Origin of the sequence: Streptomyces sp. NPDC006739 (assembly GCF_042869815.1) — a bacterium.
Taxonomy (GTDB): Bacteria; Actinomycetota; Actinomycetes; order Streptomycetales; family Streptomycetaceae; genus Streptomyces.
This window is the reverse complement of sequence record NZ_JBIAGM010000004.1, coordinates 15,358-41,208: the sequence shown is the minus strand read 5'-3', so window position 1 is coordinate 41,208 and position 25,851 is coordinate 15,358. Positions and strand designations below refer to the sequence as shown.

The 25,851-nt window shown below is 71.4% G+C and carries 24 protein-coding genes; 10 read left to right on the top strand and 14 right to left on the bottom strand.

What is annotated here, in order from left to right; genetic code table 11:
* Complete coding sequence (locus ACFYMM_RS09985) at positions 1–903, top strand: LLM class flavin-dependent oxidoreductase (RefSeq protein ID WP_388385346.1); 903 nt, start codon at positions 1–3, stop codon at positions 901–903.
* Positions 904–937: 34 nt separating this feature from the next.
* Here the strand turns inward: ACFYMM_RS09985 and ACFYMM_RS09980 are convergent, their stop codons facing one another.
* Both ACFYMM_RS09980 and ACFYMM_RS09975 read right to left on the bottom strand, forming a co-directional pair.
* Positions 938–1,501, bottom strand: a complete 564-nt coding sequence (locus tag ACFYMM_RS09980) for an RNA 2'-phosphotransferase (protein WP_388385345.1) — start codon at positions 1,499–1,501, stop codon at positions 938–940.
* A gap of 121 nt (positions 1,502–1,622) precedes the next feature.
* Entirely contained in the window at positions 1,623–3,377 is a 1,755-nt protein-coding gene (locus ACFYMM_RS09975) for an SDR family oxidoreductase (RefSeq protein WP_388385344.1), read from the bottom strand.
* Positions 3,378–3,682: 305 nt separating this feature from the next.
* On the opposite strand from ACFYMM_RS09975, the gene ACFYMM_RS09970 reads away from it, so the two are divergent.
* From ACFYMM_RS09970 to ACFYMM_RS09950, 5 genes are all read left to right on the top strand, one after another.
* Positions 3,683–4,648 (top strand): ABC transporter ATP-binding protein, encoded by a 966-nt coding sequence (locus tag ACFYMM_RS09970; protein ID WP_388385781.1) that lies wholly within the window; start codon positions 3,683–3,685, stop codon positions 4,646–4,648.
* On the top strand, positions 4,638–5,546 hold the full coding sequence (locus ACFYMM_RS09965; RefSeq protein WP_388385343.1) for an ABC transporter permease: 909 nt from the start codon (positions 4,638–4,640) through the stop codon (positions 5,544–5,546). Before ACFYMM_RS09970 ends, ACFYMM_RS09965 begins: the two co-directional genes overlap by 11 nt.
* Positions 5,546–6,457 (top strand): ABC transporter ATP-binding protein, encoded by a 912-nt coding sequence (locus tag ACFYMM_RS09960; protein WP_388385342.1) that lies wholly within the window; start codon positions 5,546–5,548, stop codon positions 6,455–6,457. The genes ACFYMM_RS09965 and ACFYMM_RS09960 overlap by 1 nt, the downstream gene beginning before the upstream one ends.
* 10 nt (positions 6,458–6,467) lie before the next feature.
* Positions 6,468–7,187 carry an ABC transporter permease subunit gene (locus tag ACFYMM_RS09955; RefSeq protein WP_388385341.1) on the top strand — a complete coding sequence of 240 codons (720 nt, stop codon included), beginning with the start codon at positions 6,468–6,470 and terminating at the stop codon, positions 7,185–7,187.
* An 84-nt stretch (positions 7,188–7,271) separates the two neighbouring features.
* The gene (locus tag ACFYMM_RS09950; RefSeq protein WP_388385340.1) at positions 7,272–7,490 is read left to right on the top strand and encodes a hypothetical protein; all 219 of its coding nucleotides are present in this window, start codon (positions 7,272–7,274) and stop codon (positions 7,488–7,490) included.
* A gap of 46 nt (positions 7,491–7,536) precedes the next feature.
* On the opposite strand, the gene ACFYMM_RS09945 is transcribed toward ACFYMM_RS09950, so the two are convergent.
* From ACFYMM_RS09945 to ACFYMM_RS09905, 9 genes are all read right to left on the bottom strand, one after another.
* The gene (locus ACFYMM_RS09945; RefSeq protein WP_388385339.1) at positions 7,537–8,340 is read right to left on the bottom strand and encodes an HAD family hydrolase; all 804 of its coding nucleotides are present in this window, start codon (positions 8,338–8,340) and stop codon (positions 7,537–7,539) included.
* Positions 8,337–9,614 (bottom strand): serine--tRNA ligase, encoded by a 1,278-nt coding sequence (gene serS, locus ACFYMM_RS09940; RefSeq protein WP_388385338.1) that lies wholly within the window; start codon positions 9,612–9,614, stop codon positions 8,337–8,339. Before serS ends, ACFYMM_RS09945 begins: the two co-directional genes overlap by 4 nt.
* 528 nt (positions 9,615–10,142) lie before the next feature.
* Entirely contained in the window at positions 10,143–11,075 is a 933-nt protein-coding gene (gene pheA / locus ACFYMM_RS09935) for a prephenate dehydratase (protein WP_388385337.1), read from the bottom strand.
* A gap of 80 nt (positions 11,076–11,155) precedes the next feature.
* Positions 11,156–12,454: an iron uptake transporter deferrochelatase/peroxidase subunit gene (gene efeB, locus ACFYMM_RS09930; protein WP_388385336.1), complete on the bottom strand. Its 1,299-nt coding sequence runs from the start codon at positions 12,452–12,454 to the stop codon at positions 11,156–11,158.
* Positions 12,455–12,462: 8 nt separating this feature from the next.
* Positions 12,463–14,535 (bottom strand): copper resistance CopC/CopD family protein, encoded by a 2,073-nt coding sequence (locus tag ACFYMM_RS09925; RefSeq protein WP_388385335.1) that lies wholly within the window; start codon positions 14,533–14,535, stop codon positions 12,463–12,465.
* A 13-nt stretch (positions 14,536–14,548) separates the two neighbouring features.
* Positions 14,549–15,013: a copper chaperone PCu(A)C gene (locus tag ACFYMM_RS09920; protein WP_388385334.1), complete on the bottom strand. Its 465-nt coding sequence runs from the start codon at positions 15,011–15,013 to the stop codon at positions 14,549–14,551.
* Complete coding sequence (locus tag ACFYMM_RS09915) at positions 15,010–15,663, bottom strand: SCO family protein (RefSeq protein WP_388385333.1); 654 nt, start codon at positions 15,661–15,663, stop codon at positions 15,010–15,012. Before ACFYMM_RS09915 ends, ACFYMM_RS09920 begins: the two co-directional genes overlap by 4 nt.
* A gap of 124 nt (positions 15,664–15,787) precedes the next feature.
* Positions 15,788–16,531 (bottom strand): YcnI family protein, encoded by a 744-nt coding sequence (locus tag ACFYMM_RS09910; protein ID WP_388385332.1) that lies wholly within the window; start codon positions 16,529–16,531, stop codon positions 15,788–15,790.
* Positions 16,532–16,676: 145 nt separating this feature from the next.
* The gene (locus tag ACFYMM_RS09905; RefSeq protein WP_388385331.1) at positions 16,677–17,597 is read right to left on the bottom strand and encodes a hypothetical protein; all 921 of its coding nucleotides are present in this window, start codon (positions 17,595–17,597) and stop codon (positions 16,677–16,679) included.
* Between the two features lie 222 nt (positions 17,598–17,819).
* Here ACFYMM_RS09905 and ACFYMM_RS09900 point away from each other — a divergent pair, with 222 nt between their 5' ends.
* On the top strand, positions 17,820–18,266 hold the full coding sequence (locus tag ACFYMM_RS09900) for an ATP-binding protein (RefSeq protein ID WP_388385330.1): 447 nt from the start codon (positions 17,820–17,822) through the stop codon (positions 18,264–18,266).
* 66 nt (positions 18,267–18,332) lie between these two features.
* A complete protein-coding gene (locus ACFYMM_RS09895) occupies positions 18,333–18,914 on the top strand; it encodes a GNAT family N-acetyltransferase (RefSeq protein WP_388385329.1) in 582 nt (193 codons plus the stop codon).
* A gap of 102 nt (positions 18,915–19,016) precedes the next feature.
* On the opposite strand, the gene ACFYMM_RS09890 is transcribed toward ACFYMM_RS09895, so the two are convergent.
* The 3 genes from ACFYMM_RS09890 to ACFYMM_RS09880 all read right to left on the bottom strand — a co-directional run bounded on the left by ACFYMM_RS09890 (position 19,017) and on the right by ACFYMM_RS09880 (position 23,594).
* The gene (locus ACFYMM_RS09890; RefSeq protein ID WP_388385328.1) at positions 19,017–20,381 is read right to left on the bottom strand and encodes a PLP-dependent aminotransferase family protein; all 1,365 of its coding nucleotides are present in this window, start codon (positions 20,379–20,381) and stop codon (positions 19,017–19,019) included.
* A 96-nt stretch (positions 20,382–20,477) separates the two neighbouring features.
* Positions 20,478–21,971 carry an aminopeptidase P family protein gene (locus ACFYMM_RS09885; protein WP_388385327.1) on the bottom strand — a complete coding sequence of 498 codons (1,494 nt, stop codon included), beginning with the start codon at positions 21,969–21,971 and terminating at the stop codon, positions 20,478–20,480.
* Positions 21,972–22,175: 204 nt separating this feature from the next.
* Positions 22,176–23,594: a PP2C family protein-serine/threonine phosphatase gene (locus tag ACFYMM_RS09880; protein WP_388385326.1), complete on the bottom strand. Its 1,419-nt coding sequence runs from the start codon at positions 23,592–23,594 to the stop codon at positions 22,176–22,178.
* 638 nt (positions 23,595–24,232) lie between these two features.
* On the opposite strand from ACFYMM_RS09880, the gene ACFYMM_RS09875 reads away from it, so the two are divergent.
* A complete protein-coding gene (locus ACFYMM_RS09875; RefSeq protein WP_388385325.1) occupies positions 24,233–24,898 on the top strand; it encodes a bifunctional DNA primase/polymerase in 666 nt (221 codons plus the stop codon).
* A 55-nt stretch (positions 24,899–24,953) separates the two neighbouring features.
* Positions 24,954–25,520, top strand: coding sequence for a hypothetical protein (locus ACFYMM_RS09870; RefSeq protein ID WP_388385324.1), 567 nt, complete (start codon positions 24,954–24,956; stop codon positions 25,518–25,520).
* Positions 25,521–25,851 lie beyond the last annotated feature (331 nt).

The following is a 25,851-nucleotide window of genomic DNA, read 5'->3' as shown; positions in this document are numbered from 1 at the left end:
ATGAGCCTGCGCCTGAGCACCGTGATCCTCCCCGTCGACCGTTGGCACCAGGGCGGACGCGCCGCATGGCAGCGTGCCGAAGAGCTGGGTTTTCACGCCGCGTACACCTACGACCACCTTTCCTGGCGCAGCTTCCGGGACGGCCCTTGGTTCGGCGCGCTGCCGACCCTCACCGCCGCCGCCACTGCCACGGACCGTCTGCGCCTGGGCACTCTCGTCACGTCGCCCAATTTCAGGCACCCCGTGACGCTCGCCAAGGAACTGATCACCCTGGACGACATCTCGGGCGGCCGGATCACGCTCGGCATCGGGGCCGGCGGCAGCGGCTTCGACGCCACCGCGCTCGGCCAGGAGCCGTGGACCCCGAAGGAGCGGGCGGGCCGCTTCGGCGAGTTCGTGGCGCTGCTCGACCGGCTGCTCACCGAGGACGCGGTGTCGGAGCAGGGCACGTTCTACTCGGCCGGCGAGGCCCGGAACATACCCGGCTGCGTCCAGCACCCGCGGTTGCCGTTCGCGGTGGCGGCGACCGGGCCCCGCGGGCTGAAGCTGGCCGCGAGGTACGGACAGGCGTGGGTGACGACCGGCGACCCGAAGCTGTACGAGGACGGGACCCCGGAGCAGTCGGTGGAGGCCCTGCGCGGTCAGGTCGAGAAACTCGGCGCGGCCTGCGAGGCGAGTGGCCGGGACGCGGCGGAGCTGGAGAAGGTCCTGCTCACCGGCTTCACCCCGGACCGGAGCCGTCCGCTGGAGTCCGTGGACGCCTTCGTCGACTTCGCCGGACGCCACCGCGAGCTCGGCTTCACCGAGATCGTGATCCACTGGCCGATCCCGGACTCCGACTTCGCCGCCGACCAGGCTGTCTTCGAGAAGATCGCCACCGAGGCCGTCACCCAGCTCGGCTGAGCCGGCATCGCCGCCGGCGGACCCCTGCGGCCTCTCAGCGCGGTGCGGGAAACCGCAGGTACCGGGCCGGTACCGCTTGGGTCAGCCATACCCCGTTCGCGCTGACGTGGAAGACATGGCCGTCGCGGTGCATGGCACCGGCGTCGACCGCGAGGACGACCGGCCGGCCGCGCCGGGCGCCGACCCGGGACGCGGTCTCGCGGTCCGTCGACAGATGCACGTCGTGCCTGTTCATGGGCCTCAGGCCGGTGACCCGGATCGAGTCCAGGTTGCGGGCGACGGTGCCGTGGTAGAGGTACGGCGGCGGGGTCGCCGGGGGCAGACCGAGGTCGATCTCGATGCTGTGCCCCTGGCTGGCGCGGATCCGGGTCCCCTCGACGGCGAAGCGCTGCTTGTCGTTGGCGGCCACCACGTGGTCCAGCTCCTCGCGGGTGAACGGGAAGCCGTGTGCGGCGGCAGCGGCGATGAGGGTGTCGATCTCCACCCAGCCGCCCGCGTCGAGGGTGAGCCCGATGCGTTCGGGCTGATGGCGCAGGTGCTTCGAGAGGTACTTCGACACCTTCACGGTGCGCCTCTCCTCGCGGTTTCTCTCGTTCATCCCATCAGAGTGCCGGGAGCGATGTGAATCACGCAGATATTTTTCCCCGGAGGTTTGATCCACAGGCAAGTCCTGTTATCCACAGGCGAATTGACGAAGCTGTGGACAAGTCACGGGCTCCTCACCACCTCGGCTCCACCCGAGCCAGCGCCCTCACCGCCCCCGGCACGAACCGCGACAACAGCCGCGCTCCCCTCGCTTCCGGCGTCACCGGTACCACCGCCCTGTTGTGGACCACCGCCTCCAGAACGGAGTCCGCGACCTTCTCCGGGGGGTAGTTGCGCAGACCGTAGAGGCGGGCGGAGTTCCTCCGGCGGCGCTGTTCCTCGGCCGCGTCGACGCCGGCGAAGCGGGCCGTGGAGGTGATACCGGTGTTGACGATGCCGGGACAGATCGCGGTCACCCCGATGTCCCGGCCGGCGAGTTCGGCGCGCAGGCACTCGCTGAGCATCAGGACCGCCGCCTTGGAGGTGCTGTAGGCGGGCAGCACTCGCGAAGGCTGGTACGCGGCCGCCGACGCGATGTTGACGATATGGCCGCCCTGGCCGCGCTCGGCCATGCGCCGGCCGAACAGACGGCAGCCGTGGATCACGCCCCACAGGTTGACGTCCAGGACCCTGCGCCAGTCCTCCGAGGTCGTGTCGAAGAAGGAGCCCGACAGTCCGATGCCCGCGTTGTTGACCAGCACGTCCACCACGCCGTACGCGCGGTCGACCTTCTCGGCGAGCTTCTCCATGGCCTGCTCGTCGGAGACGTCGGCCGTCTCCGCCCAGGCCTGGTGTGCGCCGGTCAGGCGGGCCAGCTCCGCCGTGCGGGCCGCGGCCTCGGCGTCCCGGTCGACGGCCACCACGCGCGCACCGGCCTTGGCGAAGGCGACCGCCGTCGCCCGTCCGATGCCGCTGCCCGCGCCGGTGACCAGCACGAGCTGTCCGGCGAACCGGTCGCCGTGGCGGCCGGTCGCCTGCGGTTCGGGACCCCCGCCCTCGACGCCGGTGACGAACTCCTCGATCCAGGTGGCGAGCTGGTCGGGGCGGCTGCGCGGGATCCAGTGCCTGGCCGGGATCGTGCGCCGGGTGAGCCGTGGCACCCACCGCTCCAGGTCGTCGTACAGCCGCCGGGACAGGTAACCGTCCTCCAGGGGCGTGATGAGCTGCACGGGCGCGTGCGCGTACGCGTCCGTGCGTGGACGGCGCAGTCTGGAGCGGACGTTGTCCCGGTACAACCAGGCGCCGTTCGCCGCGTCCGAGGGCAGGGACGAGGTGGGGTAGTCGCCGCCGGTGAGCTTCTCGGCCCGCTCCAGGAGCTTCGGCCAGCGCTTGCCCAGGGGGCCGCGCCAGGCCAGCTCCGGCAGGACGGGCGTGTGCAGCAGGTAGACGTACCAGGACTTCGCGCCCTGGCCGAGGAGCTGGCCGACCCGGCGGGGCGTCGGGCGCTTCACGCGCGCGCCGATCCAGTGCCCGAAGTGGTCGAGGGACGGCCCGGACATCGAGGTGAAGGAGGCGATACGGCCCTCGGTGCGGGCGACCGTCACGAACTCCCAGGACTGCACCGACCCCCAGTCGTGGCCGACGAGGTGCACCGGCCGGTCCGGGCTGACCGCGTCCGCCACCGCCAGGAAGTCGTCCGTGAGCTTGGCCAGGGTGAAACCGCCGCGCAGCGGCTGCGGCGCGGTGGAGCGGCCGTGTCCGCGGACGTCGTAGAGCACCACGTGGAAGTGGTCGGCGAGACGGACGGCGACCTCGGACCACACCTCCTTGCTGTCCGGGTAGCCGTGCACCAGCACCACCGTCGGCCGCTCGGGGTCGCCCAGCTCGGCCATGCACAGCTCGACCCCGCCCGTCCGCACCCGGCGCTCACGCGCACCTCGCGGCGTCACCTCTCCTCCGCGCACCGGTAGGAGTGGCGCCGAACCCTTCCGAACCCCCGCAGCCGTGCCGCGAGTTCGCCGTTCACTGCCGTCGTCATGCCGTCCCGTCCCGTCGACCGCCGTACGTGTCCGTAACTTGACTCCGGCGAATGTGACAGCTGTTAGAGAAAGCGTCAATAGGCGGGATCAAGAGCTGTGGACAACTCTCGGCCACGGAATCCCTTAGGGCCCCGTAATACTCGAGTCTGACGTCGAAACGGCTCTGAGGTCTGACGACCGGCGTGGGCAGCGTCACTATCGTCGAAGGCGTGACTGTGATCGCGACCGAAAGCCTGAGCAAGCGGTTCCCCCGGGTAACCGCGCTTGACCGGCTCTCCGTGGACGTCGGACCCGGTGTGACGGGGCTCGTCGGGGCCAACGGAGCCGGCAAGTCCACACTGATCAAGATCCTGCTGGGTCTGTCCCCCGCCTCCGAGGGCCGCGCCGAGGTGCTCGGCCTGGACGTCGCCACCAAGGGCGCCGCCATCCGTGAGCGGGTCGGGTACATGCCGGAGCACGACTGCCTGCCGCCCGACGTCTCGGCCACCGAGTTCGTCGTCCACATGGCCCGCATGTCCGGTCTGCCGCCGGCCGCCGCCCGCGAGCGCACCGCGGACACCCTGCGCCACGTCGGTCTGTACGAGGAGCGCTACCGCCCGATCGGCGGCTACTCCACCGGCATGAAGCAGCGCGTGAAGCTCGCCCAGGCCCTGGTGCACGACCCGCAGCTGGTCTTCCTCGACGAGCCGACCAACGGCCTCGACCCGGTCGGCCGGGACGAGATGCTCGGCCTCATCCGCCGCATCCACACCGACTTCGGCATCTCCGTCCTGGTCACCTCGCACCTCCTGGGCGAACTGGAACGCACCTGCGACCACGTCGTCGTCGTCGACGGCGGCAAGCTGCTGCGCTCCAGCTCGACCACCGACTTCACCCAGACCACGACCACTCTCGCGATCGAGGTCACGGACAACGACGAGCACCCGGACGGCACCCGCGCGGTGCGCGAAGCGCTGCACGCGCGCGGGGTGGACACCCAGGACGAGGGCAGCGGCCTGCCCGGCGCCGGGCACATCCTGCTGCTCACCGCCCCGGGCGAGGAGACGTACGACCTGGTCCGCGACGTCGTCGCCGACCTGGGACTCGGCCTGGTCCGCATGGAGCAGCGCAGGCACCACATCTCCGAGGTGTTCACCACCAGCGACGAGCAGCGCAAGGAGGCCGTCGGTCATGGCGGTTGAGCATCCCCTGGCGACGCCGGCCGGCGACCAGACCCGCATCCACAACATCGGCTACCGCAGCTACGACGGCCCCCGCCTGGGCCGCGCCTACGCCCGCCGCTCCCTGTACTCCCAGTCACTGCGCGGTGCCTACGGCCTCGGCCGCTCGGTGAAGTCCAAGGTGCTGCCCATGCTGCTGTTCGCGGTGATGTGCGTGCCCGCCGCCATCATGGTCGCCGTCGCCGTCGTCACCAAGGCGCACGAGCTGCCCGTCTCCTACAGCCGCTACGCGCTCCTCCTGCAGGCCGTCATCAGCCTGTACGTCGCCTCGCAGGCCCCCCAGTCGGTCTCGCGCGACCTGCGCTTCAAGACCGTGCCGCTGTACTTCTCGCGGCCCATCGAGACCGCCGACTACGTCCAGGCCAAGTTCGCCGCGCTCGCCTCGGCGCTGTTCGTCCTGACCGGCGCTCCCCTGCTGGTGCTGTACGTGGGCTCGTTGCTCGCCAAGATGGGCTTCGCCCACCAGACCAAGGAATTCGGCCAGGGGCTGGTCACCGTGGCACTGCTCTCGCTGCTCTTCGCCGGTATCGGCCTGGTCATCGCCGCCGTCACGCCGCGCCGCGGCTTCGGCATCGCGGCCGTGATCGCCGTACTGACCATCTCCTTCGGCGCCGTCTCCACGCTCCAGGCCATCGCCAACGCGCAGAACAGCGCCGGTGCCATCCCGTGGATCGGACTGTTCTCGCCGGCCACCCTGATCGACGGGGTGCAGTCGTCCCTGCTCGGCGGCAAGTCCGGCTACCCCGGAGGGGTGGGGCCGTCCGGCGGTGAAGGCCTGGTGTACGTGCTCGTCACCCTGGGCGTGACCGCCGCCAGCTACGGCCTCCTGACGCGCCGCTACAAGAAGGTGGGCCTGTAATGACCACGCTCTCCATCGACCATGTCTCCCGCTGGTTCGGCAACGTGGTCGCCGTCAACGACATCACCATGACCATCGGCCCCGGCGTCACCGGCCTCCTCGGTCCCAACGGCGCCGGGAAGTCCACCCTGATCAACATGATGGGCGGCTTCCTCGCCCCCTCCACCGGCTCGGTCTCCCTCGACGGGCAGCCGGTGTGGCGCAACGAGGACATCTACCGGCACATCGGCGTCGTCCCCGAGCGGGAGGCGATGTACGACTTCCTCACCGGACGTGAATTCGTCGTGGCCAACGCCGAGCTGCACGGCCTGGGTGCCAAGGCCGCCCAACGCGCCCTGGCCACGGTCGAGATGGAGTACGCGCAGGACCGCAGGATCGCCACGTACTCCAAGGGCATGCGGCAGCGGGTGAAGATGGCCAGCGCCCTGGTCCACGACCCGTCCCTGCTGCTGCTCGACGAGCCCTTCAACGGCATGGACCCGCGCCAGCGCATGCAGCTGATGGACCTGCTGCGCCGCATGGGTGACGAGGGCCGCACGGTGCTGTTCTCGTCGCACATCCTCGAAGAGGTCGAGCAACTCGCCTGGCACATCGAGGTCGTCGTCGCTGGCCGGCACGCGGCCAGCGGTGACTTCCGTCGGATCCGCCGCCTGATGACCGACCGCCCGCACCGCTACCTGGTGCGTTCCAGCGACGACCGTGCCCTCGCGGCCGCGCTGATCGCCGATCCGTCCACGTCCGGCATCGAGGTCGACCTGACGGAGGGCGTGTTGCGCGTCCAGGCCGTCGACTTCGGCCGCTTCACCGCACTGCTGCCGAGGGTCGCCCGTGACCACGGCATCCGGCTGCTGACGGTCTCGCCGTCCGACGAGTCCCTCGAATCCGTGTTCTCGTATCTGGTCGCGGCGTAGGAGGCCGAAGATGTACGACCCCACTGTCGCCCGACTCACCTACCGGGCCCTGCTCGGCCGGCGCCGGGCCCTCATCCTCGGTGCGCTGCCACTGCTGCTGATCGTGATCTCCGTGGCCGTGCGCGGCCTGACCGGAGCCGACGACCAGACGGCCTCCGACGTCCTCGGCGGCTTCGCGCTCGCCACCATGGTGCCGATCATCGGCGTCATCGCGGGCACCGGAGCGATCGGGCCGGAGATCGACGACGGCTCGGTGGTGTACCTGCTGTCCAAGCCGCTCAAGCGGCCCACGATCATCTTCACCAAGCTGATCGTGGCCATTGCCGTGACCATGGTGTTCTCGGCACTGCCGACGCTGATCGCGGGCTTCATCCTGAACGGCAACGGGCAGCAGATCGCCGTCGCCTACACCGTGGCCGCGCTGGTCTCCTCGATCGCGTACGCGGCGCTGTTCCTGCTGCTCGGCACGGTCTCGCGGCACGCGGTCGTGTTCGGCCTCGTCTACGCGCTGGTCTGGGAGGCGCTGTTCGGCTCCCTGGTGCCCGGCGCCCGCACGCTGAGCGTTCAGCAGTGGTCGCTGGCCGTCGCCCACAAGGTGGCCGGCGGGGACCTGGTGACCTCCGCCGTCGGGCTGCCGACGGCCACGGTGCTGCTGGTGGTGGTCACCGTGCTGGCCACCTGGTACGCGGGGCAGAAGCTGAGGTCGCTGACGCTGGCGGGCGAGGAGTAGGCGCCGCCGGCCTTGACTTGACGGGGGTTTCACCTCCGTCCGGGCACACTGAGCCCAGGGGATGCACCGCTAGGAGGCACCGGAATGACGGAAGAGGCGCCACGGTACGACGACTGGGACGGCATCGTCCTGGACGACGAGTTCATACGGTCCGCCGGGACGACCGAGCCGTCCGCCCGGGCCCGGATGCTCGCCGCCCGCTGGCGGGCCGAGTCGCCGGAACCACAGCCGTGGCGCTCCGACGAGCCGCCGGCCGGCTGGTTCTTCAGCAAGAGCCGCCGTCGCAAGTGGCGCCGCCGGTAACCCCGTGGGGCGTGCCGGGGCGGCTGCCCTCCTCGGCCACCCGCCGTCAGCCCAGCAAACGCTCCAGGACCACCGCGACCCCGTCCTCCTCATGGGAGGCGGTGATCTCGTCGGCGATCGCCTTCAGGTCGTCGTGGGCGTTGGACATGGCCACGCCTCGGGACGCCCAGGCGAACATCGGGATGTCGTTGGGCATGTCGCCGAAGGCGATCGTGTCGGCGGCCTTCAGGCGCAGTCGGCGTGCCGCCAGCGAGAGGCCCGTGGCCTTGCTCAGGCCCAGCGGGAGCAGTTCCACGATGCCCTCGCCGGCCATGGCGACGGTGACGAAGCCGCCCGCGGCCCGGCGGGCCGCCTCGGCCAGCTGGTCGTCGCCCAGCGTCGGGTGCTGTATGTAGATCTTGTTCAGCGGGGCGGTCCACAGGTCGGACGCGTCCGTGAAGGGGGTCGCCGGAAGCGCGCCGGTGACGGCGTACCCGGGGCCCACCAGCACCTCGCCGTCCAGGCCGTCACGGCTCGCGGCCAGGTACAGCGGCCCGACCTCCGCCTCGATCTTGGCCAGGGCCACCCCCGCCAGCTGCCGGTCCAGCGTCACGCTCGTCAGCAGGCGGTGCGCGCCGGCGTCGTAGACCTGTGCGCCCTGCCCGCAGACGGCGAGGCCGTGGTAGCCGAGGTCGTCGAGGATGTGCCGGGTCCAGGGAACCGCGCGGCCGGTGACGACGATGTGCGCGGCGCCCGCCGCGGTGGCCGCGGCGAGCGCGTCGCGGGTGCGCCGCGAGACCGACTCGTCGGAACGCAGGAGCGTTCCGTCGAGGTCGGTCGCGATGAGGGGGTAGGGGAAACCGGTGCTCACCTGGAGACCGGCTCCAGGACCTCCCGGCCGCCCAGGTAGGGACGCAGCACCTCGGGTACCCGCACCGAGCCGTCGGCCTGCTGGTGGTTCTCCAGGATCGCCACGATCGTGCGCGGTACGGCGCACAGGGTGCCGTTGAGCGTGGCCAGCGGGCGCACCTGCTTGCCGTCGCGCATGCGGATCTGCAGGCGGCGGGACTGGAACTCGGTGCAGTCCGAGGTCGAGGTCAGCTCGCGGTACTTGCCCTGGGTCGGGATCCAGGCCTCGCAGTCGAACTTGCGGGCCGCCGAGGAGCCGAGGTCACCGGTGGCCACGTCGATGACGCGGAACGGCAGCTCCAGCGAGGTCAGCCACTGCTTCTCCCACGCCAGCAGGCGCTGGTGCTCGGCCTGCGAGTCCTCGGGGGAGACGTAGGAGAACATCTCGACCTTGTCGAACTGGTGGACGCGGAAGATGCCCTTGGTGTCCTTGCCGTGCGAGCCGGCCTCGCGGCGGAAGCAGGGCGAGAAGCCGGCGTAGCGCAGCGGCAGCCTGTCGGCCTCGATGATCTCGTCCATGTGGTACGCGGCCAACGGCACCTCGGAGGTGCCGACCAGGTACAGGTCGTCCTTGTCGAGGTGGTAGACGTCCTGGGCCGCCTGGCCGAGGAAGCCGGTGCCCGCCATGGACTGCGGCCGGACCAGCGCCGGGGTCAGCATGGGGGTGAAGCCGGCGGCCGTCGCCTGGGCGATCGCCGCGTTGACCAGCGCCAGCTCCAGCAGGGCCCCGACGCCGGTGAGGAAGTAGAAGCGCGAGCCGGAGACCTTGGCGCCCCGCTCCACGTCGATCGCGCCGAGCAGCTGGCCCAGCTCCAGGTGGTCCCTGGGGTCGAAGCCCTCGGCGCCGAAGTCGCGGATCGTGCCGTGCGTCTCCAGCGTGACGAAGTCCTCCTCGCCGCCGACGGGCACGCCGGGGTGGACGAGGTTGCCGAGCCGCAGGAGGAGGTCCTGGGTCTCGGCGTCGGCCGCGTCGCGCTCGGCGTCGGCGGCCTTGACGTCGGCCTTGAGCTGCTCGGCGCGCTTGAGCAGCTCGCTCTTCTCGTCGGCCGAAGCCTTGGGGATGAGCTTGCCGAGCTGCTTCTGCTCGGCGCGCAGTTCGTCGAAGCGGACGCCGGAGGACCTGCGCCGCTCGTCGGCAGACAGGAGGGAGTCGACGAGCGCGACGTCCTCTCCACGGGCGCGCTGGGACGCGCGCACACGGTCGGGGTCCTCACGAAGCAGGCGAAGGTCAATCACGCGCTCAAGGCTACCGGTGCCGGGTTGTACGCAACGACTCACTATTGCACTCCGCGCCTTACGTACCGTTATGGGGTAATTGCGCAACGTGTCAATAAAGATGTCCCATTCCCTGGAACGAGCCGGTCGGCGCGTGACCGGTTGACTGGATTCGGCTGGTGAAGGCGGGACTTGAGCCCCTCCAGGCCTCCGTTGTCCACAGGGATCGATGCCTTCCGGAGAGTTATCCACAGGCTGTGTGGAAGGTCTGTGGATTTCGGAATTGATCACTCCGGAATCTTCCGGCAGGCTGCGGAATTCCCGGTGGGAAGTGCCACGACACCCACTTTCGAGTGGAAATGCGTCACCCCGAAAGATGAACCAAAGGAAACGGGTGGACGAAGGGTGACCTGCCGGGCGGTAGCCCCGTCCGGGGCTTCCAGGGCGATTTGTCGACGGAGTGGCACACCGTTGTCGACTTGTCCCCAGGTCGAGAAGCCAACCTGTGGATAACTCCTGTGGATAACGACAATATGCTGGTGGGACTGGCTAGAACCGGCCGTCCTGGCATCGCGCCACCCAGTCCGACGCGGCCACGAACTCCTCGTCCGAGGTCCCCCTCAGCGTCGGCCGGGCCTCGCCGGGGCCGATGTCCGCGCGCGGATAGGAGCCGAGGAAGCGCACCTGGAGGCAGATCCGCTTGAGCCCCATCAGCGTCTCGGCCATCCGACGGTCGGAGATATGGCCCTCGGCGTCGACGCAGAAGCAGTAGTTGCCGATGCCGGCCCCGGTCGGCCGGGACTGCAGCAGCATGAGGTTGATGCCCCGGCTGGCGAACTCGCCGAGCAGATCGCGCAGGGCACCGGGATGGTCGTCCCGCTGCCACAGCACCACGGAGGTCTTGTCCGCGCCGGTCGGGGCGGCGGGCCGGGCCGGCCGGCCCACCAGCACGAACCGGGTCTGCGCGTTCTCCGCGTCGTGGATGCCGGTCTCCAGGGCCTCCAGCCCGTACCGGGCGGCGGCGAACTCGCCCGCGAAGGCGGCGTCGTAGCGGCCTTCCTGGACCAGGCGGGCGCCGTCCGCGTTGGAGGCGGCCGACTCCCAGAGTGCGTCGGGGAGGTTGGCGCGCAGCCAGTTGCGGACCTGCGGCTGGGCGGCCGGGTGAGCGGTGACGGTCTTGATCTCCGACAGCTTCGTGCCCGGCCGGACCAGCAGGGCGAAGGTGATCGACAGCAGCACCTCGCGGTAGATCATCAGCGGCTCGCCCGCGACCAGCTCGTCCAGGGTGGTGGTGATGCCGCCCTCGACGGAGTTCTCGATCGGCACGAACGCGGCCTCGGCCTCACCGCCGCGCACCGCGTCCAGCGCGGACTGCACCGACACATACGGGAGCAACTCCCGCGTGGCCGCCTCCGGAAGCGTGCGCAGGGCGACTTCGGTGAAGGTGCCTTCAGGACCGAGATACGCATAGCTCGCTGGCATGCACTCACCCTAACGGCCGCGCGGAAGGGCGGCGCCCGCGTCTCACGTGAGCGCCCCCCCGGCGGGTGAACCGGGTGGTTTCACCCCTCCAGCAGCCGCTGCCCCACGTACTCTCCCGCGGCGGCCCCGCCCGGCACCGCGAACAGACCGCTCGCCTCGTGCCGGATGTACTGCGACAGCGCGTCCCCCCGGTCGAGCTTGCGCTGCACCGGTACGAAGCCGCGCAGCGGGTCCGCCTGCCAGCAGACGAAGAGCAGCCCGGCGTCGGGCGTGCCGTCCGCGTCGATGCCGTCGTGGTAGGAGAACGGTCGCCGCAGGAGGGCCGCGCCCCCGTTCTGGTCGGGCCGGGTGATCCGGGCGTGCGCGTTGATCGGGACGACGTAGTCGCCCTGGGCGTTCGTCTTCTCCAGGTCCATCGCGGTCGTCTCGGTGCCGCCCGACAGCGGCGCCCCGTCGGACTTGCGGCGCCCGATGACCTGCTCCTGCGCGGCGAGCGAGAGCTTCTCCCAGTCGTCGAGGAGCATGCGGATGCGGCGTACGACGGCGTAGGAGCCGTTCGCCATCCACGCCGGGTCGTTCGAACCCGAGGCGGGCACGAAGATCCGCCGGTCGAAGTCGGACTCCGTCGGCTTGGGATTGCGGGTGCCGTCGAGCTGGCCCATGAGGTTGCGCGCGGTCATGGGATGCGCCGTGGCGCCCGGCGTGCGGTTGAAGCCGTTCATCTGCCAGCGGACGCGGGCCGCGCCGCCGGCGTCCCTCTGGATCGCGCGCAGGGCGTGGAAGGCCACCAGGGCGTCGTCGGCGCCGATCTGCACCCACAGATCACCGTCGCTGCGGGCCTTGTCGAGATGGTCGGAGGAGAAGTCGGGCAACGGGTCGAGGGAGGCCGGGCGCTGCTTGTCGAGCCCGGTCCTACCGAAGAAGCCGTACCCGAAGCCGAAGGTGACCGTCAGCGAGGACGGGCCGGCGTCCCGGGCCACGTCCGTGTCGTCGTGCGGAGCCGCCTCCCCCGCCATCAGCCGCTCGGCCGTCGCCGACCAGCGGCGCAGCAGGGCCGCCGCCTCCTTGCGGCCCGCGCCCGCCGCCAGGTCGAAGGCGACGAGATGGCCGCGCGCCTGGAGGCCCTCGGTGATGCCGGGCTGATGTTTCCCGTGAAACATCGCCCGCCCGGAGCCGACCGAGGTCAGCGGCGTGGCCCCGGCGGGCGCGGCGGCGTATCCCACCGCCGCGCCCGCCGCGCCGAGCACGAGCCCGGTGGCACCGGCGGTGCCGAGCAGCGCCCGCCGTGAGACGCCCTCCCTGGAGCGGCCTTTTGCGGAAAGGGGCTCCCTGGAGGGGGCCTCGGGAGTGCGAGCCTCCGGGATGGACTGGTCAGCCATGGTCTCGTTCAGCCGATCTGCGCGTTCTTGGAGACGGTCACCTGGTCGATGTCGGAGGTCCGGACGGTCACGTCGATCTTCCAGTCGCCGGCCATCGGAATGGTCACTCCGGTCGCCGCCCAGTGCCCGGTGGTGATGTGGTCGGGGGTCACGGGCAGGGGCCCGATCTTCTTGGCGGTGAGGGTGAAGGCCACCTTCACCTCGGGGATGTCGAAGGCCCGGCCGTTGGGCCGCTGGACGTAGAGGTGCATCTCGTTGCCGCCCACGCGTGCCGGGTCGAAGTCGAGCCGTACGACGCCCTTGCCGTCCGTGCCGCCGGTGTCGAACGGCATGTCCAGGGTCAGTGCCCCGGAGGAGGAGGACGAGGCGGACGAGGACGACGCCGAGCCGGCGGCCCTGGCCTCCTGCTCGGTACGGCCCGGCTCGGTCTGTGTCAGCACCGTGGTGACCGCGAGCAGGACGACCGCGACGCCCGCTTCCGCGAGCACCGAGTGGCGCAGCCCGAAGCGGTGCGGGTCGGCGTCGCGCAGCCGCTTCTGCCGGGCGGTCTCCCGCGCGGCCTGCTGTCGGGCGAGCTGGGCGGCACGCTCGGTGCCCGCGGCGGAGGGCCGTTCGGGGTCGGTGGCGTGCTGCTCGCTCCTGCCCTTGCCCTTGACTTCGCCCTCGCCCTTGCCTTCGCCCTCGCCCTTGCCGAGCCCGGACTCCGCCCCGGCCCCTCGCGCCGCGCTGACGTGCTCCTTCTCGCGCTCGGGTGCGTTCGCCCCAGCCTCCGCGTCCACATCGGCCGCCGCCCCGGCCGCCGGCGCCGTGACCGCCGTGCTCGTCGTATGCGCCGCGTCCGCCGTGACCGCCGTATCCGCCAGCCGCGCCGTCCACCGTCGCGAGATCGACGCGATGCCGACCATGAGCAGCACGAGGCCGATCTTGACCAGCAGCAGCTGTCCGTACCGGGTGTCGGTGAAGGCCGACCAGGAGCCGAGCTGGCGCCACGACTGGTAGGCGCCGGTCGCGATCAGTGTGAGGACCGAGCCGAAGGCGAGACGGGAGAAACGGCGTACGGCGACGGCGTCGACCGGTGTCTCGGCGGGCGCCCGGTACAGGGCGGTGAGCAGCGCGACCAGACCGCCCAGCCAGACGGCGACGGCCAGCAGGTGGATCACGTCGACGGGCATGGCGACACCGGCCTGGAGGCCGACCGAGGCGTGCTCGGCCATCGCCCAGCTCGCCGCGATACCGGCGGCGACCACGGTTCCGCCGATCGCCAGCCCGAAGGTCAGGTCCCGCTTCTCCTCGTCGTCCCGCTTGTCGTAGGCGCCGAAGAGGACGGCGATGAACAGCGCGGCGGCGGCGAGCAGCAGCAGCCGGGAGACCAGGGCGGCACCGGACTTGGTCTGCAGGACCTGGCCGAGCAGGTTCAGGTCGAAGATGTCGCCGACCTTGCCGGAGCTGGTGTACGAGCCGCGCAGCAACAGCAGCCAGAGCGTGGCCGCGGTGAGCGCGAGCCAGCCGCCGACGACGAGCCGCTGCAAGGCCCGCACCCCGGAGCCGCGCTGCCAGCAGGCGAGGACGAAGGCGGCGCCGCCCGCCAGCACGATGAACCCGGCGTACGCCACGTACCGCCCGAAGCCGTAGAGCCAGCCCACCACCCCGCCGCCCGCGGTCTGCCCGGAGAGGGAGACGGTGGTCTGCGAGGGCTTGCCGACGGAGAAGGTGTAGGCGCCGGAGACGGGGTGGCTGTCCGCCGAGACGACCTGGTAGGTGACGGTGTAGGTGCCGTCGGCCAGGCCGCTCTTGACCTGCACGGCGTACGTCGTCCCGCTCACGTTGGAGGGCTTGCCGACGTCCACCTTCTTGCCCTTGGGGTCGAGGACGTGCAGGGAGTCGTCGTTCATGGCGACCTTCTCGGAGAAGGTCAGCGACACCTGGGTGGGCGCCTTGTCGACCACCACCCCCTGGGCGGGGTCGCTGCCGGTCAGCGCGGCGTGCGCGGAGGCAGGCCCCGCCCCGGCCAGCAGCGCGCCGGTGACGGCCAGGAACAGCAGCACCAGGGTGCGCAGGCGGGGGGTGATGGTCCGCGTCAAGATGGTCCCTCCCTCAGTGTCCGGTCGACGGGTTGTACGTGGCGGACTTCACCGGCATCTCGACGGTGAGGGGTCCGGACTTGGCGAACTTCAGTTTCAGGGTGATCGTCTGTCCCTGCTGTGGCTTGCGCCTCAGCTTCTCGAACATCAGATGGTTGCCGCCGCTTTTGAAGACGAGTTGACCGTGGGCCGGTACGGCGAAGGAGGTGACCTCCTGCATGGCCCCGCCGACGGTGTCGTGCATGGTGATCCGACCGGCGACATCGCTGGTGACGGAGGTCAGCGCGTCCTTGGCCGCGCCCTTGTTGGTGATCGTCAGGAAGCCTGCGGCCATGTCGGCGGAGACCGGCTGGGGCATGTAGGCCGAGCTGACCGAAAGCCCGGCCTTCCCGTCCCCGGAGCCGGAGCCGTCTCCGGAGCAGCCCGTCAGGGCCAGCGCGCCGGTCGTCGCCGCCGCGGCCAGGGCGAGACGCCTCACGGGGTCGCCCCCTTGATGATCTTCGGGAGGTCCTTGGTGTAGTCGTCGACCGTGGCGCTCTCGCCGTAGAGCAGGTAGCCGCCGTCGGTCTTCGGGGAGAAGGCGATGACCTGGGTGCCGTGAACGGAGACGATCTTGCCGTCCTTGTTCTTCTTGGTCGGCTCGATGGAGATGCCCAGCGACCGGGCGCCGGCCTGGATGGTGGCGAAGTCGCCGGTCAGGCCGATGAACTGGGGATCGATGCCCTTGAGCCACTTGCCCAGTTCGGCCGGGGTGTCGCGGCCGGGGTCCGTGGTGACGAACACGACCCGCAGCTTGTCCTGGTCGGCCTTGGGCAGCGCCTTCTTGGCGACCGCGAGGTTGTTCATGGTCAGCGGGCAGACGTCGGGGCAGTGCGTGTAGCCGAAGTAGACGAGCGTCGGCTGGCCCTTGGTCTGTGCGCGCAGGTCGAACTTCTTGCCGTGCGTGTCCGTGAGGACCAGGTCCGGCTTCTCGAACGGCTGGTCGAGGATGGTCGCGGCCTTGGCCGAGCCCGACTCCTCCGAGACCACGGCGATGGGCGACTTGCCGTCGTCGCCACTGCCGCAGGCGGAGAGGGTCAGAGTGGCGGCGGCGAGCAGCGTGGCCGCGGCGAACGTCTTCTTGCGCATAGAAAAATGTCCCAGATGTGAGAACTCCGGCGCGCACCGGGGTCGTACGACGGCTGTACGACGGCGGTTCGACGGCTGTGGGACAGCGTCGCACGAACCCCTGTGCGCGAGGCGGGCATGAGGATCAGACGGCGGTCCGGCGACGGCCCGCGAGCACCCCGTAGGCCACACCCGCGACGCCGACGACGATGCCGACCACGCCGAGCACGCGCGCGGTGGTGTCGCTGCCGCCGGTGGCGCTGTCGGAGGCGGCCGTCGCGGTCCCGGCCTTCTTGCCGGTGGTGTCGTCGGCGGTGTCCTGAGCGGTCGTCGAGCCGTGGGAGTGCCCGTCGGAGGCGGCGGTCAGCTCCAGCACCGGGGCCGGGTTCTCCGGTTCGGCCCGGCCGCTTCGCGGCACCTCGATCCAGCGCACGACCTCCTTGTCGGAGTAGGTCTGGATCGCCTTGAAGACGAGCTGGTCGGCGTCCTCGGGCAGCGCGCCGACGGAGAGCGGGAACTTCTGGAAGTAGCCGGGTTCGACGCCCTTGCCGTCCGCGGTCCAGGTGACCTTGGTGACGGCCTCGTCGATCTTCCGCCCGTGCATCTCCAGCGGTTTGTCCAGCTTGGACTTGGTGATCTGCACCTTCCAGCCGTCGATCGGCTGGGCCATCACCGAGGCGAGCGGGTGGTCGGTGGGGAAGTTGACCTCGACCTTGGTGGTCGAGGCGGTGTCGCGCTCGTTGGGGACCTTGAAGTCGATGACCGCGTAACCGCCCTTGGCGGCGGTGCCCTCGGGCTGCACGGTGACGTGCGCGAAGGCGGGCGCCGACAGGGCGAGGACGGACGTACCGGCGACGGCGACGGCGGCGGCGAGACGGGAAGCCTTCATGGCAGGAAGCACTCCACTGTGAGTTCCGGTGATGAGGAAGGGATCCGCGCGCGGGGTTCGGAGAACGCGCACGCGCGCGTGCCGCGCGACGGCGGCCGTCCCTTCCTCCCCGGACGGGTGAGGTCAGTGGTGTGGTCGCGTCGCGTCAGGCGGCGAGGGAGAAGGCGGCGGCGGGCGGGCCGCGCCGGATCACCGTGTGCTGGAGCGCGGTGGTGTGCGGGGCGGGCGGTTCGTCCCGGGCGGTACGACGGCCGCACGAACCCTGCGCCGCGGCCGGCAGGAGACCGGCGCACAGGGCGCACGCCAGGGCGAACGCTCCGCGCAGGGACCGGACGAGCGCCCCCTCGGCGACTCCGTGCGCCGACAGCTCGATGAGGCGCAGCAGGGCCAGGTCGCCCCGGCGCAGCAGCCAGCCGACGGCCAGGGCCGCGAGGAGGTGCCCGAGCAGCATCGACAGCGAGGGCAGCGGCGAGGGGGAGGAACCGGTGACGCCGGCCGCGCCGGTGGCAGCGGCCACGTGGCGTACGGCGGCCGGGTCCGTGGCCGAACTGTTGAGGACGTGCGCGGCGACGAGGATGCGGTAGGCGTGCGACGGGCTGATGGCCGCCGCACCGGAGCCGCAGACGAGCTGGGCGGCCCGTTCCACCAGCGAGGCGTCACTCAGCCCCGTGACGTGCGCGACGCCCGCGGAACCCATGGAACCCATGGAACCCACCGATCCCATGGAGCCCGTCGCGCCTGCCGTCGTGGCGCCGGAGCCGGAGGCCATGCCCGCCATGCCCGGCATACCGCGTTGTCCCAGTTCGAACAACGTGTGCAGCGCCAGTTGGCCGAGCGCGAGCAGCGTGACGATTCCCGGCAGCGAGCGGGCCCGCCCGGTGAGCGGCGCCATGAGCACGAGGGAACCCACGAACCCCGCGCCGAGTGTCCACAGCGGGACGGTCGCGCAGGAGGCCAGCGCGTGCCCCGAGGCGGCCAGCACGACACAGACCGCGGCGAACACCGCGGCCCGCAGGATCCGGAAGCCGGGTCCGGAGCGCGCCGTGCGTGGGTGGGGGGCAGTCATGGCGGCCCCATCATCGCACTGGGCCCGCCGACTCCCTGCGGCAGGTCCGCAAGATTCCGCCGCGACCCGAAGATCATCATCTGTCGGGGCCGCCCCGCCATACACCGATTCCTCCCGCACCGCATCCCCCGTACGGGCGGCGTCACGCCAACTGTGTGCTTATAACCGCCCACGGGCGGCAATACGTAACGGTATGTCGAGCCGCGGCCAGGAGGCTGGAGCATGAGCATCTGGTGGTCACTCCATCTGCGCCGCGAGGCCGCGAGCGTGCCGCTCGCCCGGCGACTGCTGATCGGCACCATGGAGACGGCGGGCGTCGACCCCGACATCTCCTACGACCTCTCCGTCGCCCTCAGCGAGGCCTGCGCGAACGCCGTCGAGCACGGCGGGGACGCCACGCACGGCGGCTCCTCGGAGGCGTACCGGGTGACCGCCTACCTGGATGGCGAGAAGTGCCGTATCGAGGTGACCGATTCGGGGCCGGGATTCACCCGTGCGCCGGGCGTCCGGCCGGCCCGTACGGACGCGGAGCACGGCCGGGGCCTGTGTCTGATCCGCGAACTGGCCGATCACGTCCACATCGGCAGCAAGCCCGGCCGGAGCGGGACGGTGGTCAGCTTCGACAAGATCCTCAAGTGGCGCAAGGACGCGCCGCTGATGGCGGTGTAGCGCCGATCCTTCTCCGCTTCCGCCATGAGGGCCCCGACGGGATAACGGCCGCGCTAGGGTGCGCGCATGATTGCCGAATTCACAGAGCGTGTCGAAAAAGCGGAAATAGCCGCCGGTGTGCTGCTGCGGCCGCTCGCCGCCGTCGATGCCGAGGCGCTGTGCTCCGCCTATGTGGAGAACCGGAAACACCTCGAACCGTGGGAGCCGGTCAGACCCGAGTACTTCTTCACCGTCGAGGGTCAGAAGGAGCGGCTCGGGGGCCTGCTGCGGCAGTTCGCGGAGGGTGCCGCCGTGCCCTTGGTGATGGAGTCGGCCGACGGGCGGATCGTGGGGGCGATCACCCTGTCCGGGGTCTCACTGGGACCTTTCTGCAGTGCTCAGGTCGGGTACTGGACCGCCGCCGACCAGCAGAAACGCGGTCTGGCCCAGGCCGCCCTGCACGCCGTGTGCCGGATGGCGCGGGACACGGTCCGGCTGCACCGGATCGAGGCGTCCACGCTGATCGAGAACATCGGGTCGCAACGCGTGCTGGAGAAATGCGGATTCGAGTCGATCGGTCTCGCTCCGAGTTATCTGCACATCAATGGAGAGTGGCGGGACTGTCGTCTGTTCCAGCGGATTCTGCACGATCGTCCGCCAGTCATGTGATTTCGGGCGTACGTTTCTTCACAGATTTTTACCAGCTCTTGCTCATGTCTCTTACAAACGGTGTTTTCGCGGCTTTCCCGGTCGGCTGAACGATCCTGCGGCTCAGGCGTCCAGCACCTTCGCCAGTACCTCCAGCGCCTGCGGGTACACCCGCTCCCGAGGCGTGCCGTAGCCGACGACCAGCCCCTGCGGGCGGCCCGGGCCGGGGGTCTGCCAGTGGTCGCCGAGGCAGCCGACGGCCAGGCCCTCGGCCTCCGCCCGGGTCAGCGTCTCGGCCTCGTCGTCTACGTCGATCAGGGCGTGCAGCCCGGCCGCGATCCCGCGCACCACTCGCCGGGAGCCGAGCCGGTGCAGCAGCTGGTCCCGGCGGCGCCGGTATCTGAGGCGGCAGGCGCGCACATGGCGGTCGTAGGCGTGGCTGTCGATCAGTTCGGCGAGGGCCAGCTGGCCGATGGACTCGGTGTGGTGGTCGCTGTGCAGCTTGGCGTCGGCCACCGCGTCGATCAGGTGCGGGGGCAGCACCATCCAGCCGAGCCGCAGCGCCGGGCCGAGGGTCTTGGAGGCGGTGCCCAGGTACACCACCCGGCCCGGTGCCATGCCCTGGAGGGCGCCGACGGGCTGGCGGTCGTAGCGGAACTCCCCGTCGTAGTCGTCCTCGACGATCAGCCCCTCACGCGCGCGTGCCCAGTCGCCGAGCGCCCGCCGCCGCTCGGGATGCAGGGTCACCCCGGTCGGGTACTGGTGCGCCGGCGTGACCACCACGGCCTCCGCCTCCCCCAACTCCTCGGTCCGGATCCCGAGTTCGTCGACCGGTACCGGCACCACGGTCCCGCCGTTGCGCCGCACCACCTCCCGGTGGAAGGGCAGCCCGGGGTCCTCCATGGCGACGGCCGCGCCGTCCAGCACGCGGGTGAGGAGCGCGAGTCCCTGCACATACCCGGAGGTGATCACGATCCGCTCCGGCGGCGCGACCACCCCGCGCGCCCGCCCGAGGTAGCCCGACAGGGCCGTGCGCAGCTCGATCCGGCCGCGCGGGTCGCCGTAGTCGTACGCCAGGGAGGGCGCCGTGGCGATGGCCCGGCGCAGCGCGCGCAGCCAGGCCGCCGCCGGGAACGCCCCGACGTCCGGGCTGCCGGGCCGGAGATCGAACCGCGGCGCACGCGCGTGTGCCGCGGCCCGGGGCGCGTCGGTCTCCACGGAGGGCAGCGCGGCCACCCGGGTGCCCGAGCCCTGCCGGGCCGTCAGGTATCCCTCGGCGACCAGCTGGTCGTAGGCCGCCTTCACGGTCCCCCGCGAGACTCCCAGCTCCGTCGCGAGCCGCCGGGTGGCCGGCAGCCGGGTTCCGGGCGCGAGCCGCCCGTCGCGTACGGCGTCCCGCAGTGCCCGCTCCATACCCACCCGGCGTCCGTCCGCCGCGTCCGGTTCCAGATGCAGGTCGACCCCGACACCGGACCAGAAGTCGTCCACGAAGACCCTCCCCCTAGGCACGTGAAGCCGTGCACGCGAGCGCCCGTGCACGTGAATGGCCGGGCACCACTCGGGTGCCCGGCCATCAGTCTCTTATCAGCCCCTCAGCGAAGCCATCCACGACTCGACCTCGTCCGAGCGGCGCGGCAGCCCCGCCGACAGGTTCCGGTTGCCGTCCTCGGTGACCAGGATGTCGTCCTCGATGCGGACGCCGATGCCCCGGTACTCCTCCGGGACGGTCAGGTCGTCGGCCTGGAAGTACAGCCCCGGCTCGACGGTCAGCACCATGCCGGGCTCCAGCGTGCCGTCGACGTAGGTCTCCACCCGCGCGGCGGCGCAGTCGTGGACGTCCATGCCGAGCATGTGGCCGGTGCCGTGCAGCGTCCAGCGGCGCTGCAGACCCAGCTCCAGGACCCGCTCGACCGGGCCCTCGACCAGGCCCCACTCGACGATCTTCTCGGCGAGCACGCGCTGCGCGGCGTCGTGGAAGTCGCGGTACTTGGCACCCGGCCGGACCGCCGCGATACCGGCCTCCTGGGCCTCGTACACGGCGTCGTAGATCTTCTTCTGGATCTCGCTGTAGGTGCCGTTGACCGGCAGCGTGCGCGTGACGTCGGCGGTGTACAGCGTGTGCGTCTCCACTCCCGCGTCGAGCAGCAGCAGGTCCCCGGAGCGCACGGGGCCGTCGTTGCGCACCCAGTGCAGGGTGCAGGCGTGCGGCCCGGCCGCGCAGATGGAGCCGTAGCCGACGTCGTTGCCCTCCACGCGCGCGCGCAGGAAGAACGTGCCCTCGATGTAGCGCTCGCTGGTCGCCTCGGCCTTGTCGAGGACTTTCACCACGTCCTCGAAGCCGCGCACGGTGGAGTCGACGGCCTTCTGCAGCTCGCCGATCTCGAACTCGTCCTTGACCAGCCGGGCCTCGGAGAGGAAGACGCGCAATTCCTCGTCGCGTTCGGCGGTGACCTTGTCGGTCAGCGCCGCCTCGATGCCGGCGTCGTAGCCGCGCACGACCCGCACCGGGCCGGTGGCCTCGCGCAGCCGGTCGGCCAGCTCGCGCACGTCGGCGGCCGGGATGCCGTACAGCGCCTCGGACTCGGTGAGCGAGTGGCGGCGGCCGACCCACAGCTCGCCCTGGCCCGACAGCCAGAACTCGCCGTCCTCGCGGTTGGAGCGCGGCAGGAGGTAGATCGTCTCCTGGTGGCCGTCACCGGTCGGCTCCAGGACGAGGACGCCGTCCTCGGTCTGGTTGCCGGTGAGGTACGCGTACTCGACCGACGCCCGGAAGGGGTATTCGGTGTCGTTCGAGCGGGTCTTCAGGTTGCCCGCCGGGATCACCAGGCGCTCGCCCGGGAAGCGGGCGGAGAGCGCGGCACGGCGGACCGCGGTCTCGGCGGCCTGCGGGACCGGCCGCAGGTCGCGCAGCTCCGTGTCGGCCCAGCCGGACGTCATGTTCTCGGCCAGCTCGTCGGACACGCCCGGGTACAGGCCGTTCTTGCGCTGCTTGATCGGCTCTTCCGACTCGGTTTCCGGGCCCGCTGCGGTAGCAGCAACATCTGATACCGCCGGGTTGAGCTCGTCGGACACGGTCATCCTCCTCGACACTGCGCTGGATCCCGTCCATCGTACGGTCGTGTCGAACGGGTGCCTCAGGGGTGGAAGACCTTGTTATGCCCGGTCATGCCAGTCCGGCCCGGCCCGGCCCGGCCCGGTCCAGCCCGGTCCGGCCCGGTCCAGCCCGGCGCGGCGGGGCCGAGTTCGGCGGTCGGGGCGGCCCGGCGGCCGGGCCGGCCGGTCCTAGTCGAAGCGCGCCGCCAGCAGCACCACGTCCTCCTCCCGGTCGGCGGCGTCCAGCCCGGCCGGCAGCACCGTGCGCAGCACGTGGTCGGCGATGGCCCCGGGGTCGCGGCGCAGCGCGCGCGGGATGCTCGCGGCGGCCGAGTGCAGCCGGGCGAAGGCGCGGTCCATGGGGTCGCCGGTACGGTGCAGCAGGCCGTCGGTGTAGAGCAGGACCGTCTCCCCGGCCTCCGCCTGGATCTCCACGCTCGGCGCCTCCCAGCAGGCGAGCATGCCCAGCGGCGCGGAGACGGAGGTCTCGGCGAACTCGGTGCGCCGCTCGCCGATGAGCAGCGGCGGGCTGTGTCCGGCGCCTGCCAGGGTGACCTTGCGCAGGGCGGGTTCGCAGTAGGCGAACAGCGCGGTGGCGGAGCGGGCGGGCTCGGTCAGCCGCAGCAGCAGCTCCAGATCGGACAGGACGGCGACCGGGTCCTCGCCCTCCATCACGGCGTACGCGCGCAGGGAGGCCCGCAGCCGCCCCATGGCGGCCACCGCGCTGGGTCCGGAACCGGTCACCGAGCCGACCGCGAGGCCGAGCGCGGCGTCGGGCAGCGGCAGCGCGTCGTACCAGTCGCCGCCGCCGCGCGGGCCGGTGCGGTGCCGGGCGGCGAGCTGGACGCCGGCCACCCTGGGCAGCCGGGAGGGGAGCAGTTCCTCGGTGATGGTCGCCATGCACGCGCGCGTGCGCTCCACCTCCAGCAGCCGGGCCAGGTGCTCGGTGGCGTAGCGGACGTACAGGCCGACGAGGTGGCGGCGGCGCTCGTCCGGCTCGGCGGGCTCGTCGTAGAGCCATTCGGCGGCGCCCAGACGGCCCGCGGCCACCGTGCTCAGGGGGAGGGCGTAACTCGCGGCGTAGCCGAGGCGGGCGGCCACCTCGCGGTGGCGGGGGTCGAGGCCGTCCTCGGCGAACAGGTCGGGGTGGACGCTCTCACCCGTCTGGCCGTTGCCGCCGGGGAGGCCGGCGGCGGTGTCGAGCAGTTCGCCGTACGGCAGTGATCCGCGCGGCACGGTCTCGATGTGGCCCAGATCGGCGCGGCCGAGACCCAGGCCGATGGTGGTGTGCGGGCCGAGTCCGTCGCCCGGCTCCAGGACGACCAGGCCGCGGCGGGCGCCGACGAGGGCGGCTCCGGCGCGCAGCAGTTCCTGGAGGGCGGCATCCAGGGTGCTGGTGCCGGCCAGCCGCTCGGTGAGTTCGTGGAGGGTGGTGAGGTCCGAGACCCAGCCGGCCAGTCGGTCCTGCAGGAGGGCGCCGGGGGCGGGGGTGTGGGGGGCCGGGACGGAAGCGGCGCCCGGAGCGGGGGGCGTGGGCGGGACAGTGTGTGCGGGGGTGGGGACCGTCGAATCGATTCCAGCCACTTTCGGAGGGTGCGGGGCGTTCATGGCGCTCGGCCTTCAGACCGGTGCGTATTGCTCAAAAGCATCGCAAACCCCCATGTCATTCTGCGCCGCTAGCAGTGTCTCCACATGTACACGCACTCGTGAGGGGATGTCCAGCATTGTCCTGCGGGGATTCCTGGTGTCCATGGGGCCTTCGGGGTTTTCCCTCAGACCCCTTGCGGTGAAGCAAAGTTGGCTTAAAACTGACTCAGGTATCGCCCTATTGCGGTCGACTGGGCTTGCTCCACGGAGCGTCACAGCGGTCGTGATGGGTACGTACTCGGAGAAGGCCAGGGGTGGTGGGGGACTACCCGGAACCTGGCGACGGACCCGGGCGTCTTAGCCACCGACGACCGTGCCCCATCCTCCCGCGGCGGAGGCGGAGAGAAATACGCGCGACGGCAAAACGCCAGACTTCGCCACCCCCGCGCCGCGGCCGTGCTTTTGATGGATGCGGCATGGACGCGGACGCGGTCCATGCTCGACCCCCCGGGGTTCCCCTTGCTGCGAGCAGGGGTGTGATGCGCCAACAGGTACGCACAGTGAAGTGATCGACACATGGTGTGATGTGGTCCTCGGTGTTGCCAGCGGTGCAACTGATGTGGTGTTGCCCGCGGTGCAACGGAAAGGAACGAGCGCTCATGCGCGAGATCCTCAAAAGGCGACGCAGGTTCCTCTCCAGGCGAAACGGCGGGGGGCCCGAGCTGCTCGGCTCGGCCCTGACCTTCGCCACCCAATGGCAGTGGCCCGTACTCCCGGGCGTGTCCCCGGACGCGCAGGGCCGGGCCCGCTGCGGCTGCCCCGACCCGGAGTGCACGGTGCCCGGTGCGCACCCCTTCGATCCCGGTCTGCTCGCCGCCACCACCGACGAGCGCATGGTGCGCTGGTGGTGGGCCAACCGGCCGAGCGCGCCCATCATCCTCGCCACCGGCGGCCGGGCCCCCTGCGCGGTCAGCCTGCCGGCCCTCGCCGCCTCCCGCGCCCTCGGCCTGCTCGACCGGCGGGGCATGCGCCTCGGGCCGGTGATCGCCTCGCCCACCCGCTGGTCACTGCTCGTGCAGCCGTACTCCATGGAACAGCTGGGCGAACTGCTGTACGCCAAGGACTTCGTCCCCGGCTCACTCCACTTCCACGGCGAGGGCGGCTACATCGCCCTGCCCCCGTCCGAGACCGGACAGGGTGCCGTCCGCTGGGAGCGCGCGCCGCTGCCCGGCTCGGCCTCCCCCTGGGTGCCCGGTGTGGAGGCCGTGGTGGACGCCGTGGTCGACGCCCTCACCCGTACGGGTGTGAGCGCGCCCGAGTTGTAGGGGTGTCGGGCGCGCGTAAGCGTGTTGGCGCGCCCGGATCGTTATCTTCCGCTACATGAACGTTCGTCTGCTCGCCCTCGTGGGCGTCGTGGCGTGCGCTGTCGCGCTGCCGCTGGCCGTTGCGTCCGCCGGGCAGGTGGGCGAGGCGGGACCGGCGGTCGCGCATGACACGCCGGGCGACCGGACGGGGCAGCGCGCCGACGCCAAGGACCCCTCCGCAACGCCCGATCCCGCCGGCTCCCCGCTGCTGCTCGGCCTGGGCCTGGCCACCGCCGCCCGCTGCGGTCCCGAACTCTCCTCCCCCGACGGGGTGGAGGCGCAGACCTGTGTGCTGACCCAGGGTGCCGACACCTGGGCGCGTACGTACTACCGCAACACCACCGGCAAGGAGCTGGACTCCGTGCTGAGCCTGATGGGGCCGGGCGGCCGCTCCGTGGAGACGCGCTGCGCCACGGGCACCGACGACGAGCCCGCCACCTGCGACACACCCCGCGAGCACACGCGGGGCTCGCTGGACGGCTACACGGCCGTCAACGAGTTCGCGGCACGCGGCACGGGCGGCGGGTCCGGGCGGCTGCTGCTGCGCTCGGGCAGCAACTCCGCTACAGCGCACGGGAGTTGACTCAACACCGCGCCGTGTACACCAGGTGCGGACACCGGAAGCGGACATGGAAAGACCCGGTTGCTGGCGACGGGGGATGCACCAGCAACCGGGCTACTGGAACGGTAACAAGAGATCGGCGGTTCGCAAATTCGGTCTCGGCTATTCGGACACCGATTTCCGTGCCCCGTCCGGGAGTTGTGACAGGAGTCACCCGAATCGGCGGGCCTGTCGCGGGGGGCCCGCCGGGGGGGCCCCCCCCCCCGGGGCCCCGGGGGGGGGGGGGGGGGGCCGGGGGGGGGGGGGGGGCGCCGCCCCCCCCCCCCCCCGCGCCCCCGCCCGGGCCCCGCCG

Excerpts from the sequence above, each read along its gene's own strand:
- ACFYMM_RS09955 (WP_388385341.1), top strand. The coding sequence starts at position 6,468 with ATGTACGACCCCACTGTCGCCCGACTCACCTACCGGGCCCTGCTCGGC.
- ACFYMM_RS09900 (WP_388385330.1), top strand. The coding sequence starts at position 17,820 with ATGAGCATCTGGTGGTCACTCCATCTGCGCCGCGAGGCCGCGAGCGTG.
- ACFYMM_RS09915 (WP_388385333.1), bottom strand. The coding sequence starts at position 15,663 with ATGCGCAAGAAGACGTTCGCCGCGGCCACGCTGCTCGCCGCCGCCACT.
- ACFYMM_RS09910 (WP_388385332.1), bottom strand. The coding sequence starts at position 16,531 with ATGAAGGCTTCCCGTCTCGCCGCCGCCGTCGCCGTCGCCGGTACGTCC.
- ACFYMM_RS09870 (WP_388385324.1), top strand. The coding sequence starts at position 24,954 with ATGAACGTTCGTCTGCTCGCCCTCGTGGGCGTCGTGGCGTGCGCTGTC.
- pheA (WP_388385337.1), bottom strand. The coding sequence starts at position 11,075 with ATGCCAGCGAGCTATGCGTATCTCGGTCCTGAAGGCACCTTCACCGAA.
- ACFYMM_RS09885 (WP_388385327.1), bottom strand. The coding sequence starts at position 21,971 with ATGACCGTGTCCGACGAGCTCAACCCGGCGGTATCAGATGTTGCTGCT.
- ACFYMM_RS09880 (WP_388385326.1), bottom strand. The coding sequence starts at position 23,594 with ATGAACGCCCCGCACCCTCCGAAAGTGGCTGGAATCGATTCGACGGTC.
- efeB (WP_388385336.1), bottom strand. The coding sequence starts at position 12,454 with ATGGCTGACCAGTCCATCCCGGAGGCTCGCACTCCCGAGGCCCCCTCC.
- ACFYMM_RS09950 (WP_388385340.1), top strand. The coding sequence starts at position 7,272 with ATGACGGAAGAGGCGCCACGGTACGACGACTGGGACGGCATCGTCCTG.
- ACFYMM_RS09905 (WP_388385331.1), bottom strand. The coding sequence starts at position 17,597 with ATGACTGCCCCCCACCCACGCACGGCGCGCTCCGGACCCGGCTTCCGG.
- ACFYMM_RS09985 (WP_388385346.1), top strand. The coding sequence starts at position 1 with ATGAGCCTGCGCCTGAGCACCGTGATCCTCCCCGTCGACCGTTGGCAC.
- ACFYMM_RS09875 (WP_388385325.1), top strand. The coding sequence starts at position 24,233 with ATGCGCGAGATCCTCAAAAGGCGACGCAGGTTCCTCTCCAGGCGAAAC.
- ACFYMM_RS09960 (WP_388385342.1), top strand. The coding sequence starts at position 5,546 with ATGACCACGCTCTCCATCGACCATGTCTCCCGCTGGTTCGGCAACGTG.
- ACFYMM_RS09965 (WP_388385343.1), top strand. The coding sequence starts at position 4,638 with ATGGCGGTTGAGCATCCCCTGGCGACGCCGGCCGGCGACCAGACCCGC.
- ACFYMM_RS09980 (WP_388385345.1), bottom strand. The coding sequence starts at position 1,501 with ATGAACGAGAGAAACCGCGAGGAGAGGCGCACCGTGAAGGTGTCGAAG.
- ACFYMM_RS09895 (WP_388385329.1), top strand. The coding sequence starts at position 18,333 with ATGATTGCCGAATTCACAGAGCGTGTCGAAAAAGCGGAAATAGCCGCC.